Source organism: Limnobacter sp., from assembly GCF_036405155.1.
Classification (GTDB): domain Bacteria; phylum Pseudomonadota; class Gammaproteobacteria; order Burkholderiales; family Burkholderiaceae_B; genus Limnobacter.
Genome location: NZ_DASWYD010000006.1, coordinates 783,158 through 795,677, shown reverse-complemented (window position 1 = coordinate 795,677; position 12,520 = coordinate 783,158). Strand labels below are relative to the sequence as shown.

Here is a 12,520-nt window from a genome sequence, read left to right as displayed (position 1 = left end):
AAAAATTCCTCAATTCCAGTTTATTGATTGGTCAGTTGTTGGCTGACTGCATCCAGCGTTTTTCCAGCCAAAGCCTTGCGGATGCCAGCATCCATGCGGCGTGCAGCAAAATCTTCCGTGAGGTGGCTCAGGCTTTCAATGCCTTGTTCAATGGCGCGCAATTGGTCGCTGGCTGCAAGCTCACGCAATGCGCCCACACTGGCGCGTATGGACTTCAACTCCGTGTCGTCCAGCAGTTGAGCGTCTTTGTCGAGTGCCGCTTCAACCGACTCCACCAAGCGCATGGCCTCCACTTGCTGCTCGCGCAACTGGCGTGCATGCATGTCAGCTTCGGCATGTTCAAAGCTGCTTTTCAGCATGTCGGCAATTTGGTCGTCGCTTAAGCCATACGCGGGTTTTACCGTGATATTGGCCGACACATTGGAGCCTGTTTCTACAGCATTCACCGATAGCAAACCATCGGCATCCACTTGGAATGTCACGCGAATGCGCGCAGCGCCAGCCACCATGGGGGGAATGCCCCGCAATTCAAATTTTGCCAGCGAACGGTTTTCGCTCACCAGTTCGCGTTCGCCCTGTACAACGTGAATGGCCATGGCGGTTTGGCCATCTTTGAAGGTCGTGAACTCCTGCGCCCGGGCCACTGGAATGGTGCTGTTGCGGTTGATGATGCGCTCAGTCAGTCCACCCATGGTCTCGATACCCAGCGACAGCGGGATCACGTCCAGCAGCAACAGTTCATCATCATTTCGGTTACCGGCCAGCATGTCGGCCTGAATGGCGGCACCCAGCGCCACCACTTCATCCGGGTTCAGGTTGACCAAGGGGTCCTGACCAAAAAATTCTTTCACCGCCTTGCGAATGACGGGCATGCGGGTTGAGCCCCCCACCATCACGACGCCATCAATGTCGTCGATCGACAAGCCTGCATCCCGCAGGGTTTTTCGGGTTGCTGTCAGTGTGCGTTTCACCAGGGGTTCGACAATGTTGGCAAACTGTTCAGCCGTCACTGTTTCAGCAATGGTTTCACCGCTTTTAAAATTCACACTCAAAAATGCCGTGTGTTCGCTGGAGATTTGTTCTTTCACTCGACGGCAAGCCATCACCAAGCGGGACCGTTGTTGCGGGTTTAGCTCCGTCAGCCCGTGCGTGGCCAGAAAATGGTCTGCCATGGCACGGTCAAAGTCGTCGCCGCCCAGGGCTGAGTCGCCACCGGTGGCCAACACTTCAAACACACCACCTTGCAGGCGCAAAATTGACACATCAAAGGTGCCACCACCCAGATCGAACACCACAAACTGGCCTTGGGCCTTTTGATCCAATCCATACGCCACGGCAGCGGCGGTGGGTTCATTGATGAGGCGCAGCACATTCAAACCAGCCAGTTGCGCAGCGTCTTTGGTGGCTTGGCGTTGTGCATCGTCAAAGTAGGCTGGTACGGTGATCACAGCACCCACCAATTCACCGCCCAAGGACGCTTCGGCCCGTTTGCGCAAGGCACGAAGAATGTCTGCCGACACTTCCACCGGGCTTTTAACGCCAAAATCCGTGTCGATGTTCACCATGCCAGCGGTGTCGGTTAAGCGGTAGGGCAACCTCAGGCCCTGCACATCGGCATGGCCACGGCCCATCAGTCGCTTCACGGAAAACACCGTGTTGAATGGATCGGTGTCGGCACAGGCCAGGGCTTCTTCACCCAGGTTTTTCACACCCTGTTCGCCGTAGCGAACCACCGACGGCAATATCACCCGGCCAGAGGCATCGGGCAGGCAGCTTGCGCTGCCAGAGCGCACGCTGGCCACCAGCGAGTGGGTGGTTCCCAGGTCGATACCAACCGCCAACCGGTGTTCATGCGGCGCGGTGGACATGCCGGGTTCGGCAATCTGCAACAAGGCCATTAGCTGGCATCCTCCATCTGCTCCAGCTTCTTCTGAAGCTCCAGCAGAAATTTGTCGATGAACATCAAGGCCTGCGCGGTGTGTGTGGCGGCCTTGGCATCCCGTTCTTCATCAATTTCACGGGCAATCACGCCCAGGCAGCGCCGCTTTTCCGCAGCCACTGCATCCATCAGTTCCTCCAGCGCAGCGGGCGAGTCAATGTCCTCGGCCTCTTCACGCCAGTCCATTTGCTGCATCAGCAGGGCAGGGGGCAATTGGCTTTGCTGTGCGCGGGGTTCTTCCCCCTGAAGTTCGCACCAGTAAATGGCGCGTTCCAAGGGGTTTTGCAAGCGCTTGTAGGCCTCGTTGATTCGCGTGGCCCACTGCACAGCCAGGCGCTTTTCCTGTGCACTGGCATTGGCAAAGCGGTCTGGGTGCGTCTGGTTTTGCAGGCGCAGGTAGGCCTTGGTCAGGGCCTCCTTGTCCAGCGAGAAGCGTGCAGGCAGGCCAAAGAGTTCAAAATCGCTGTCGCTGAGGTTCATCACACGGTAAAGCTTTCACCACAACCGCAGCGGGCTTTCTCATTGGGGTTGTTGAACTTGAACCCTTCGTTCAGGCCTTCGCGGGCGAAGTCCAGTTCAATACCTTCCAGGTAAGGCATGCTTTTGGGGTCCACAAAAAGCTTCACGCCATGGCTTTCAAACACGGTGTCTTCCTCGGCCGAGGTGTCGACAAATTCCAGTTTGTAGGCCATGCCCGAGCAACCTGTGGTGCGAACACCCAGGCGTAGCCCAATGCCCTTGCCGCGTTTGGCCAGGAATTTGGTGATGTGGTCAGCAGCCCGTTCCGTCAGTGTGATGGCCATGGTGTTTCTTCCTTCTCAAGCCAACATTCAAGCGTGTTTCTTTTTGTAATCTTCAACTGCAGCCTTGATGGCGTCTTCAGCCAAGATGGAGCAGTGAATTTTTACAGGTGGCAATGCCAGTTCTTCGGCAATCGCGGTGTTCTTGATCTCCAGGGCTTGGTCCAGTGTTTTGCCTTTCACCCACTCGGTCACGAGCGATGACGATGCAATGGCCGAACCGCAACCATAGGTCTTGAATTTCGCATCGGTGATCACACCGTCTTCACCCACTTTGATTTGCAGCTTCATCACGTCGCCGCAGGCCGGTGCGCCCACCATGCCGGTGCCCACTTCATCGTCATTTTTGTCAAACGAGCCCACATTGCGGGGGTTTTCGTAGTGATCAAGCACTTTGTCGCTGTATGCCATGGTACTTCTCCTTCAATTCGGGTTGGTTCAGTGGGTTGCTCAGTGGGCAGCCCATTGCACGGTGTTCAAGTCCACGCCGTCCAGGTGCATTTCCCACAATGGGGACAGCTCCCGCAGCTTGGCCACTTTGGTTTTCATGAGTTCAATGGTGAAATCAATGTCAGCCTCGGTGGTAAAGCGGCCCACCGAGAAACGAATGGAACTGTGCGCCAGTTCGTCGCTGCGGCCCAAGGCGCGCAACACGTACGAAGGCTCCAGCGAGGCCGATGTACAGGCCGAACCCGACGACACCGCGATGTCCTTAACCGCCATGATCAGCGACTCACCTTCCACAAAGTTGAAGCTCACATTCAGGTTGTGCGGCACGCGGCGTTCCAGGTCACCGTTCACGTAAATTTCGTCAATCTGTTTCAAGCCGTTCAGAAGGCGATCGCGCAGCGCGCGAATTTTTGGCAGTTCGGTGGCCATTTCTTCTTTGGCAATGCGGAAGGCTTCGCCCATGCCCACAATTTGATGTGTGGCCAAGGTACCCGAGCGCATGCCACGCTCGTGGCCGCCACCGTGCATTTGCGCATCAATGCGCACGCGGGGTTTGCGTCGCACATACAAAGCACCCACACCCTTGGGGCCGTAAGTTTTGTGGGCCGAAAAGCTCATCAGGTCCACTTTCAATTTGGTCAAATCGATGTCCATTTTGCCGGTGGCCTGCGCGGCATCCACATGGAAAATGATGCCCTTTTCGCGGCACAACTCGCCGATGGTCTCGATGTCCTGAATCACGCCAATTTCGTTGTTCACTGCCATGACCGAAATCAAAACCGTATCGGGGCGAATGGCGGCTTTTAGCACATCCAGGTCGATCAAGCCGTTTTCCAGAACATCCAGGTATGTCGCTTCAAAACCATGGCGCTCCAACTCGCGGAAAGTGTCCAGCGTGGCTTTGTGCTCGGTTTTCACGGTGATGATGTGCTTGCCCTTGCTTTCGCCATAAAACATGGCGGCGCCTTTCACAGCCAGGTTGATGGACTCGGTGGCGCCCGATGTCCAGACGATTTCGCGTGGGTCTGCATTCACCAGCGCGGCCACATGCCCACGGGCTTGTTCAACCGCGTCTTCTGCTTCCCAGCCGTACGCATGGCTGCGGGATGCCGGGTTGCCAAAGCTTTCGCGCAGGAAGGGAATCATGGCGTCGACCACGCGGGGGTCCACGGGGGTGGTGGCGCTGTAATCGAGATAAATCGGCATCTTCATGTTCAACTGCTCCAAATGTGTTCTGTCGTGTTCGTGTTTTGTCAGGCTTGGGCTGCGGTATTCAAACCCACTGGCCTGTCGCGAAACTGAATGGTTTTTCCTGCATCCTTTTCGGCGTCTTTTTGGCGGTGTTTGTCCACCAAGCACTGCAAACTGACCGAGCCCAGGTATTCCAACATTTTCTGGTTCAGGCTGGACCAGAGGTCGTGCGTCATGCACTGGCCTTCGTCGGTGCAATTTTCCTTGCCGCCGCATTGTGTGGCATCCAGGGGTTCGTCCACGGCCAAAATGACATCGGCCACGCTGACTTTGGTCAGTGGACGGGAAATCTGATAGCCACCGCCAGGGCCGCGAACACTGTCCACCAGCGCATGGCGGCGCAGTTTGGAGAACAGTTGCTCGAGGTAGGACAGGGAAATGTTTTGGCGTTGACTGATGCCCGCCAGCGACACCGGACCCTCGTCCTGCTGCAGGGCGAGGTCGATCATTGCTGTCACGGCAAAACGGCCTTTTGTGGTCAATCGCATGGCAAAAACCCAATTCCGAGTATTTTGGTCAAGTATAGCAAAGTTGACTAAATCACTCAACTTTGATGTGGTGCAACATGGCTGGGGAAAACCCGGTTTTTTGAATATTCGAAACCGTGGATAACACACAGCGTGGTTCATCTGCCTTGGCGCTCCATCAAATGCGCCACTGCGCATTCACCCCCCTTCGCGACGGCCAATCTGTGTTTCAAAACCTGGGCCTCGCGATCGCTGAGGTCGACCCTCCAAAAGAGACGGTCGGGAATCGACCTCTGAACTGACCGTTGTTCAGTTCACCGCGCCCGCTTGTCACAAGGTTTGGACAATGAGTGCAGATTGTCCTGACTGTCGCTGCAGGGGAGGGGAACCGCGCAGGCGGCGCCCCCAGCAATGCCGGTATGCCCGGCGCCGAACAGTCAGCCCCCCGATCGGCTTGACCCGCACAGCATTCGAACACACGGACCGAGATGTTTGAGCCACGCAGTGGCGAGTTCTCGGGACGGTTCGCGATTTTGCCCAATGAGCGCGGGGCAACCTTTTCATTCGGGGGGCGTTCGGCACGGGCTATCGGTGTTGCTGGGGGAGCAAATACAACAGGCACGGGCTACCGGTGTTGCTGGGGTGCAATACAACGGGCACGGGCTACCCCTGCCAACGGGGATTAGATTGCCTCAGCGCCATCCGCATGAAACGGCACCGCAGGCTCAGTACCGCCCTGTGCGCCTGTAGCTTCATACCCCAGTCGCACATAAATCGGCGCATAGGGCTCAGCCTGGGTCACCTTGACCAGACCTTCACGGGTTAATTCCAGCATGGCGATGAAATGAACCACCACCACAGCAACACCTTTGGCGGTCTCGAACATGTCAAAAAATTCAACAAACTTCTGGGTTTGAAGGCGACGCAGAATAATGGTCATGTGTTCACGCACCGACAGCTCTTCCCGTGAGATGGTGTGCGCTTTCACCAGCGATGCTCGCCGCAAGATGGCTTGCCACGCTTCCTTGAGTTCATCTGCGTTCACGTCCGGATACTGAACGACGGTGCTGGGGTCGTGGTGGGCATGGGGCGTCCAAAAGTCCCGACCCAACACCGGCACGCGGTCCAGCTCCTGGGCTGCCAACTTGATTTGTTCGTATTCAATGAGGCGCCGTGCCAGTTCAGCACGTGGGTCTTCGGCTTCTGTTTCGCCATCCTTGGGGATGACCGGCAACAACATGCGTGATTTGATTTCGATCAGCATGGCGGCCATCAGCAAGTACTCGGCGGCCAGTTCGAGATTTCGGCTGCGAATTTCTTCCACATAGGCCAGGTACTGACGGGTCAGCTCGGCCATGGGAATGTCCAGAATATTGAAGTTCTGCTTTCGTATGAGGTAGAGCAGCAAGTCCAGCGGCCCTTCAAAGGCCTCCAGGAATACCTCCAGCGCATCGGGTGGTATGTACAAGTCTTTGGGCACATTGAACAGCGGTTCGCCGTAGAGGCGCGCCAAGGCCAAGCCGTCCACCGTATTCGGTGTGCTGTCCTGGCTGGTGCCCAAGCCGACATCGTCAAGCGCTGGTGTGCTCACGCAGCGGCGCTCAGTTGTTTTGGTACACGTAGGGTTTTTGAGGCACTTTCGCGGTCTTGAAACCCGCCTGCAAATCGCGGTCCAGTTGCTTGTCCCACAGCAGTGAGCGGCCCTTCTGTTGCTCCTGTTCCAGGTGGGGTCTCTCCTGCTTCAGTTGATTCAAAAACTGGGTTGCTTCAGATTCGTAGTGCGCCATGGTCAAAGCCTGTTGAGAAATGTTTTCAATAGTTTATCAGGCGCCCAACGGACGGGCGCCGGTTGTCAATCGGTGATCAACTGATTTTCATGCCCGGGGTTAATTGACCGGCTGCGCTCAATGTGGACAGCGCAGAGTCATCGTCCGCCGCTGCGCACAGCACCATGCCTTCAGACACGCCAAACTTCATTTTGCGGGGTGCCAGGTTGGCCACCACCACCACAAACTGGCCAACCAAAGCCTCGGGTTTGTAGTGCGCGGCAATACCGCTGAAAATGTTGCGTGGCTTGGCTTCGCCCAAGTCGACCGACAGTTGGAGCAACTTCGTTGAACCTTCCACCGCATTGCAGCTCAGCACTTTGCCCAGGCGCAAGTCCACTTTGGCAAAGTCATCGATGGTGATGAAGTCGCCAGTGGCAGGGGTGTTGGCAACAGCCTGCGCAGGTTTGCTGGTCTTCGCCGTTGCGCTATTTGCCGTGGCTGTGGGGGCGGTGGTGCCCAAGGATTGTTTGTTGGCCTCAATCAAGGCCTCAATCTGTTTGGCATCCACGCGTTGCATGAGGTGTTTAAACGCAGAAATGGCCTGGCTTGCGTTAAGTGGCAGGTTCACGCTGTTCCAGGTCAGTTGGCCTACCCCCAACAACTGCTCGGCGTTGCCGGCCAAGGTTGGCAATACGGGCTTCAGGTAAATCGTCAATAACCGGAACGCTTCCAAGCACACAGAGCAAGCGGTGTGAAGTTCATCCCGTTTGTCATCCTGCTTGGCAAGGTCCCAGGGCTTTTCCTGGTCTACATAGGCATTGACTGCATCGGCACCCGCCATGATTTCCCGAATAGCCTTGCCATACTCCCGTTCATCGAAGTGCTGGGCGATGGTGGCCGCTTGTGCGCGCAACTGTTGCAACAGCGGGTGTTGCATGGCGCCGTTGTTCACTTTGCCATCAAAAAACTTCACCAAAAAGCCGGCGCTGCGGCTGGCGATGTTGATGTATTTCCCGACCAAGTCACTGTTCACGCGTGCTGTGAAGTCCGTGAAGTTCAGGTCCAGATCTTCCATGCTGGAATTCAGCTTGGCGGCAAAGTAGTAACGCAGCCATTCCGGGTTTAAGCCTTGTTGTATGTAGCTTTCGGCGGTGATGAAGGTACCGCGGGATTTACTCATCTTGGCACCGTCCACCGTGAGGAAGCCATGCGCATTCACTTTGGTGGGCGTGCGCAGGCCTGCAAATTGGAGCATGGCTGGCCAAAACAGGGCATGGAAATAGAGAATGTCTTTCCCGATGAAGTGAATCATCTCGGTGTTGGTGTCTGCTTTCAGGAATTCCTGATAGTCCACACCGATGCGTTCGCAGAGGTTTTGGAAGCTGGCGAAGTAACCCACCGGTGCATCCAGCCACACATAAAAGTACTTGCCGGGGGCGTCTGGAATTTCAAAGCCGAAATAGGGCGCGTCGCGGGAAATATCCCAGTCAGCCAGTTTGCCGCTGCCTTCCTCGCCCAACCACTCCTGCATTTTACGGCTGCCTTCAATTTGCAGACGACCTGGGCTTTGGGTCCATTCGCGCAAAAACTGCTCGCAGCGCGGGTCAGACAACTTAAAGAAGTAGTGGTCCGAGCTTTTTCGGATGGGGGTGGCCCCTGATACCGTGGAGTACGCATTTTTCAATTCGGTGGGCTGGTAAGTGGCGCCACACACCTCACAGGAGTCGCCGTACTGGTCTTTGGCGCCGCACTTGGGGCATTCGCCCTTGATGAAGCGGTCCGGCAGAAACATGCTTTTGACCGGATCGTAAAACTGCTCCACCGAACGCGTTTCAATCAGACCCTGGTCGCGAAGCTGCTTGTAAATGGCTTCGCAGTGCGCCTTGTTCTCGGGTGCGTTGGTGGAGTAGTAGTTGTCGAAGCCGACAAAAAAACTGGCAAAGTCGCGTTGATGTTCAACACTCACCCGGGCAATCAGTTCTTCCGGTGAAATGCCCTCAGACTGTGCGCGCAGCATGACTGGGGTGCCATGTGTGTCGTCTGCACACACGTAATACACCTCGTTGCCCTGCATTTTTTGAAATCGAACCCAGATGTCGGTTTGAATGTACTCAACCAAGTGGCCCAAATGAATGGCGCCATTGGCATAGGGCAGGGCGGAGGTAACAAGAATGCGGCGGGTCACGGTGAATAGATGGCAAATTTGAACAATTTGCTATTGTACTTCGGGATCCAGGCCACGCGCGTTGACCTGTGGTGCCCGGGACCGGAATCGAACCGGTACGCCCCTTTTACGGTAAGCGGCGGATTTTAAGTCCGCTGTGTCTACCAATTTCACCACCCGGGCAGCTGTCTGTATTTGTTGGAGGCGGGGGTCGGAATCGAACCGGCGTACACGGAGTTGCAGTCCGCTGCATGACCACTCTGCCACCCCGCCAAGGGTGCTCTACAAGGAGGAAAAAAACCTCCCCCGTAGACGTGGAAAAGGGGAAGTGTAGCACTTCCCCTTTAGGAATATGGAGCGGGAAACGAGGCTCGAACTCGCGACCTCAACCTTGGCAAGGTTGCGCTCTACCAACTGAGCTATTCCCGCGTTTTCAGCAACAATGCGTCGCTGAGAGAACGAAATTATAGCAATTAAAATTCACCTGTCAAACACTTTTTGAAAATTATTTTGATTATTTCCATTTTGCTTAAAAAATGTGCAAACCCGCGTGGCGATTGGTTTCGCGCAGTTTCAAGGCGATGGTTCATCAAGTGACTGATTAACCTTGGAAATGTATTGATTCCACCCGTTTGCACGCAACTCGCAGGCGGGGCATTCACCGCAACCATACCCCCAGGGGTGCAGTGTGCTGCGGTCGCCCATGTAGCAGGTGTGTGTGTGGTGTCGAATGATGTCGAGCAGTGGATTTCCGCCCAATTGGGCCGCCATGTCAAAGGTTTCGGCTTTGTTGATCCACATCAGCGGCAATTCAAACCGGAACTGACTGGCCATGCCCAGGTTGGTCGCCACTTGGAGTGCCTTTAAGGTGTCTTCCCTGCAATCCGGGTAGCCCGAGAAGTCCGTCTGGCACATCCCGCCCACCAGTGTGTTCAGTTCACGCCGGTAAGCCACTGCGCTGGCAATCAGAAAAAAGACTAGGTTACGGCCGGGTACAAAGGTGTTCGGCAGGCCGCTCTCTGACAGCTCAATCTTGCGGTTCTCGGTGAGCGCGCAGTCGGAAATTTGCCCCATCCAGCCCAAATCAATCACGCGGTCTTCACCGATTTTGGCGGCCCACGCTGGGAATGTGGTCCGAATGGCCTCCAGCACCTTGAGTCGACAGTCCAATTCCACCCGGTGACGCTGGCCATAATCAAAACCAATGGTTTCGACGTGGTCAAACTTGGACAAGGCCCAGGCCAGGCAGACGGTGCTGTCTTGCCCGCCCGAGAAGAGAACCAGCGCTTTGTTGGACATGGTTGGTGGTGGTGTTAGGTCATTGCAGATGGTTGGATTGTAGCGCTGATCCGGCCCACAGCTTCCCCGTTGCTTTGCCGAGCGCCATAAAAAACCCCGCCATTCGGGCGGGGTTTGGGCGCTTTTTTAGAACAATAGTTTTGTAGTCGTTTTTCAGGTTTTCAAAAGACTGCGGTAATCATCAGGTAAGGAATGCGTTGAATCAGTTCGCCAGGCCTGCAGAAATGGCGTACTTCACCAGTTGAACGCTGGAATCAAGGCTGAGTTTTTGCAGCAGCCGTGCACGATAAGCATCAATGGTGCGGGGAGACACTTTGAGCAGCTCGGCAATTTCCCGGCGAGGACGCCCTTGTGCAATCAGCGTCAACACCTGACGTTCGCGACGAGTCAGCTGCGTGCTTTCTTCGTCTTCATGGAATGTATTCAGTTTGCCGCCGTGATCCGTCCGCTCGTGCGCATTGGCTGCGTTGGCGGGTTTGGCGTTGACCAACTCAGGCGCTACAAAGCGTGCACCAGCAGCCACCGTGTCAATCGCTTCGCGCAGCGTTTCAACGGAAGACTGGCGCCCCACACAGGCCCATACGCCCTGTTTGAAGGCCATGGCGAGAATGTCCTGCGCTGTGCCTTCACACACGAGAACAATGCGGACATCCGAATAATGTTCACCGATGTGCTCGACCACCGTTTCGCCGTGGCTGCTGCCTTTTTCCAGCGTTACCACCACGATTCGGGTCTCTGCGCTGGCGAGGTGGTTGTCGATTTCTGCAAGGGTTGTTCGGTTGGTCACGAACATGGGTTGCAGGCTGACAGTACGGTTCACGGACGGCTGACTCAACGCAGTGGTGTCGCGTCCAGGGCTGGTACGGCCAGCCATTATTTTTTCATTTGTCATATTCCCACCCAAGGTCGGCTGGTTTGGCCAGCTCGTACGTAGTGTCATGTTAACCCCGCATTTGTCATTCACGTTCTGGACTGCAACGATTGTGATTGTTACTTAACACTTCAAAAATCGGATTCAACTGACTGTCAGTAAAGTTAGCGGTCGTCAATCGGGGGGTATCCATCGGGGGGATGGATCTTTCGGTAATTGTCTGTAAGCAAACCAACACAAGACGCTGTTCGCTCCGGTTAACTTTTGCTAGTATCACTGAACTGAGGGATACCGAGAAGTCACATCCCCAGAAGCGGGTGGCCCTATTGAGCGGTTTGACCTGAAAAACAGGGCTTATTTGACGGACCCTGCCACACGCCATGCCAGTAAATTACGCAGTAAAGAATCGTTCCATTCCAGAAACGACCTCTCGGGGACACTCATTTGAAAGACGAACTGGCTTCTCTGATCGAGCGTATTGCCAACCGCGACCGTCGGGCATTCGAGGAGCTGTATCGCCTCACTTCCCGAAAGATGTTCGCGGTGGCCATGCGCATCGTGCGTGAGCCAGGCGTTGCCCAAGACGTTATTCAGGACTCCTACATCCGCTTGTGGCGTTACGCTCATACCTTCAACGCCAAGTTGTCTGCACCCGAAACCTGGTTGCATCAGGTGGTTCGAAATCGAGCGTTGGATCTGATCTCACAACAGGGGCATGCCCTGAATTGTATTTCCATCGACCAGTTTGCCGACGATGAGGACGGTGAGTCCAATGCTTTGTTCGAAGAACATGGCCATCATGCCGATGAGGGTGACTCTGGACAGGTTATGCGGGATTGCGTTCAAAAACTGGAAGGCAAATATCGACAAGTGCTGACTTTGGCCTACAACCATGGCATGAGCCATGCAGAGATTGCGGACCATTTGGATGTCCCGCTGGGCACGGTCAAAACCTGGGCCCGGCGCGGCTTGATCGAATTGAAGGCGGTGTACGACCAGTACCAGTCCGAGTTGACAGCCTTGTCGCTGGCAGCAGTCAACAAACACCGCCAGGATGCCGAGCACCCTGGCTTCATGGCCTAGGAGGCACCTCATGACCGACGACGAAAAAAACTGGTTGGCAGCCGACTATGTGCTGGGTGTGTTGCGAGGTCCTGAAAAACTGGCGTTCGAGCAACAAATGCGCAACGACACGGTGTTGGCTCGCAGCGTGCTGGATTGGCAAACCCGTCTGAGCCTGATTGATGGGCAGGGCCACGCATTCATGCCGTCCATGAGTGAGGCTGATATTGATGCTGCGCTTGGACAAGTCTTTGAGCGGGTTTGTAAAGCGATTGATGCCCAGCCTGAGGCGGGTGTCAAGTTGAACAATCCCTTGTCGCGCCTCAGCCGAGAACAGCTGGGGGCCATGCGCCCAGCCGTGGTCCGCATGATCGCCTCTTACCTGGTATTGCTGGAACGTTTGAAAGCCCAGCAAGCCCGTATGGCCAGTTCCACTGGTCTGGCCTGA

13 protein-coding genes and 3 tRNA genes are annotated in these 12,520 nt (G+C 55.6%); 2 read left to right on the top strand and 14 right to left on the bottom strand.

What is annotated here, in order from left to right:
- Positions 1–20: 20 nt before the first annotated feature.
- The 14 genes from hscA to VGE55_RS10000 form a co-directional block, all read right to left on the bottom strand.
- Positions 21–1,898, bottom strand: coding sequence for a Fe-S protein assembly chaperone HscA (hscA, locus tag VGE55_RS10065; RefSeq protein WP_331131547.1), 1,878 nt, complete (start codon positions 1,896–1,898; stop codon positions 21–23).
- The gene (gene hscB / locus VGE55_RS10060) at positions 1,898–2,419 is read right to left on the bottom strand and encodes a Fe-S protein assembly co-chaperone HscB (protein ID WP_331131546.1); all 522 of its coding nucleotides are present in this window, start codon (positions 2,417–2,419) and stop codon (positions 1,898–1,900) included. Before hscB ends, hscA begins: the two co-directional genes overlap by 1 nt.
- On the bottom strand, positions 2,419–2,742 hold the full coding sequence (iscA, locus tag VGE55_RS10055) for an iron-sulfur cluster assembly protein IscA (RefSeq protein ID WP_331131545.1): 324 nt from the start codon (positions 2,740–2,742) through the stop codon (positions 2,419–2,421). Before iscA ends, hscB begins: the two co-directional genes overlap by 1 nt.
- 27 nt (positions 2,743–2,769) lie before the next feature.
- A complete protein-coding gene (gene iscU / locus VGE55_RS10050) occupies positions 2,770–3,150 on the bottom strand; it encodes a Fe-S cluster assembly scaffold IscU (RefSeq protein ID WP_331131544.1) in 381 nt (126 codons plus the stop codon).
- Positions 3,151–3,189: 39 nt separating this feature from the next.
- Positions 3,190–4,401 carry an IscS subfamily cysteine desulfurase gene (locus VGE55_RS10045; RefSeq protein ID WP_331131543.1) on the bottom strand — a complete coding sequence of 404 codons (1,212 nt, stop codon included), beginning with the start codon at positions 4,399–4,401 and terminating at the stop codon, positions 3,190–3,192.
- Positions 4,402–4,442: 41 nt separating this feature from the next.
- Complete coding sequence (iscR, locus tag VGE55_RS10040; RefSeq protein ID WP_331131542.1) at positions 4,443–4,928, bottom strand: Fe-S cluster assembly transcriptional regulator IscR; 486 nt, start codon at positions 4,926–4,928, stop codon at positions 4,443–4,445.
- Positions 4,929–5,589: 661 nt separating this feature from the next.
- The gene (locus VGE55_RS10035) at positions 5,590–6,498 is read right to left on the bottom strand and encodes a ScpA family protein (RefSeq protein WP_331131541.1); all 909 of its coding nucleotides are present in this window, start codon (positions 6,496–6,498) and stop codon (positions 5,590–5,592) included.
- Positions 6,499–6,508: 10 nt separating this feature from the next.
- Positions 6,509–6,694 carry a DUF3460 family protein gene (locus VGE55_RS10030; protein ID WP_331131540.1) on the bottom strand — a complete coding sequence of 62 codons (186 nt, stop codon included), beginning with the start codon at positions 6,692–6,694 and terminating at the stop codon, positions 6,509–6,511.
- 76 nt (positions 6,695–6,770) lie between these two features.
- Positions 6,771–8,861, bottom strand: a complete 2,091-nt coding sequence (metG, locus tag VGE55_RS10025; protein WP_331131539.1) for a methionine--tRNA ligase — start codon at positions 8,859–8,861, stop codon at positions 6,771–6,773.
- 69 nt (positions 8,862–8,930) lie between these two features.
- Positions 8,931–9,023, bottom strand: a tRNA-Leu gene (locus tag VGE55_RS10020).
- A 16-nt stretch (positions 9,024–9,039) separates the two neighbouring features.
- Positions 9,040–9,113, bottom strand: a tRNA-Cys gene (locus VGE55_RS10015).
- Positions 9,114–9,193: 80 nt separating this feature from the next.
- A tRNA-Gly gene (locus VGE55_RS10010) sits at positions 9,194–9,269 on the bottom strand.
- Positions 9,270–9,413: 144 nt separating this feature from the next.
- Positions 9,414–10,139 carry a 7-cyano-7-deazaguanine synthase QueC gene (gene queC / locus VGE55_RS10005; protein WP_331131538.1) on the bottom strand — a complete coding sequence of 242 codons (726 nt, stop codon included), beginning with the start codon at positions 10,137–10,139 and terminating at the stop codon, positions 9,414–9,416.
- Between the two features lie 202 nt (positions 10,140–10,341).
- The gene (locus tag VGE55_RS10000) at positions 10,342–10,959 is read right to left on the bottom strand and encodes a response regulator transcription factor (RefSeq protein WP_331131537.1); all 618 of its coding nucleotides are present in this window, start codon (positions 10,957–10,959) and stop codon (positions 10,342–10,344) included.
- Between the two features lie 495 nt (positions 10,960–11,454).
- Between VGE55_RS10000 and VGE55_RS09995 the strand changes: the two genes are divergently transcribed.
- Both VGE55_RS09995 and VGE55_RS09990 read left to right on the top strand, forming a co-directional pair.
- Positions 11,455–12,093, top strand: a complete 639-nt coding sequence (locus VGE55_RS09995) for an RNA polymerase sigma factor (RefSeq protein ID WP_331131536.1) — start codon at positions 11,455–11,457, stop codon at positions 12,091–12,093.
- Positions 12,094–12,103: 10 nt separating this feature from the next.
- Positions 12,104–12,520 (top strand): hypothetical protein, encoded by a 417-nt coding sequence (locus VGE55_RS09990; protein ID WP_331131535.1) that lies wholly within the window; start codon positions 12,104–12,106, stop codon positions 12,518–12,520.

What these genes read in the sequence shown, in the direction of transcription:
- hscA (WP_331131547.1), bottom strand. Translation starts at nt 1,898, where the DNA reads ATGGCCTTGTTGCAGATTGCCGAACCCGGCATGTCCACCGCGCCGCAT.
- hscB (WP_331131546.1), bottom strand. Translation starts at nt 2,419, where the DNA reads ATGAACCTCAGCGACAGCGATTTTGAACTCTTTGGCCTGCCTGCACGC.
- iscA (WP_331131545.1), bottom strand. Translation starts at nt 2,742, where the DNA reads ATGGCCATCACACTGACGGAACGGGCTGCTGACCACATCACCAAATTC.
- iscU (WP_331131544.1), bottom strand. Translation starts at nt 3,150, where the DNA reads ATGGCATACAGCGACAAAGTGCTTGATCACTACGAAAACCCCCGCAAT.
- VGE55_RS10045 (WP_331131543.1), bottom strand. Translation starts at nt 4,401, where the DNA reads ATGAAGATGCCGATTTATCTCGATTACAGCGCCACCACCCCCGTGGAC.
- iscR (WP_331131542.1), bottom strand. Translation starts at nt 4,928, where the DNA reads ATGCGATTGACCACAAAAGGCCGTTTTGCCGTGACAGCAATGATCGAC.
- VGE55_RS10030 (WP_331131540.1), bottom strand. Translation starts at nt 6,694, where the DNA reads ATGGCGCACTACGAATCTGAAGCAACCCAGTTTTTGAATCAACTGAAG.
- queC (WP_331131538.1), bottom strand. Translation starts at nt 10,139, where the DNA reads ATGTCCAACAAAGCGCTGGTTCTCTTCTCGGGCGGGCAAGACAGCACC.
- VGE55_RS09990 (WP_331131535.1), top strand. Translation starts at nt 12,104, where the DNA reads ATGACCGACGACGAAAAAAACTGGTTGGCAGCCGACTATGTGCTGGGT.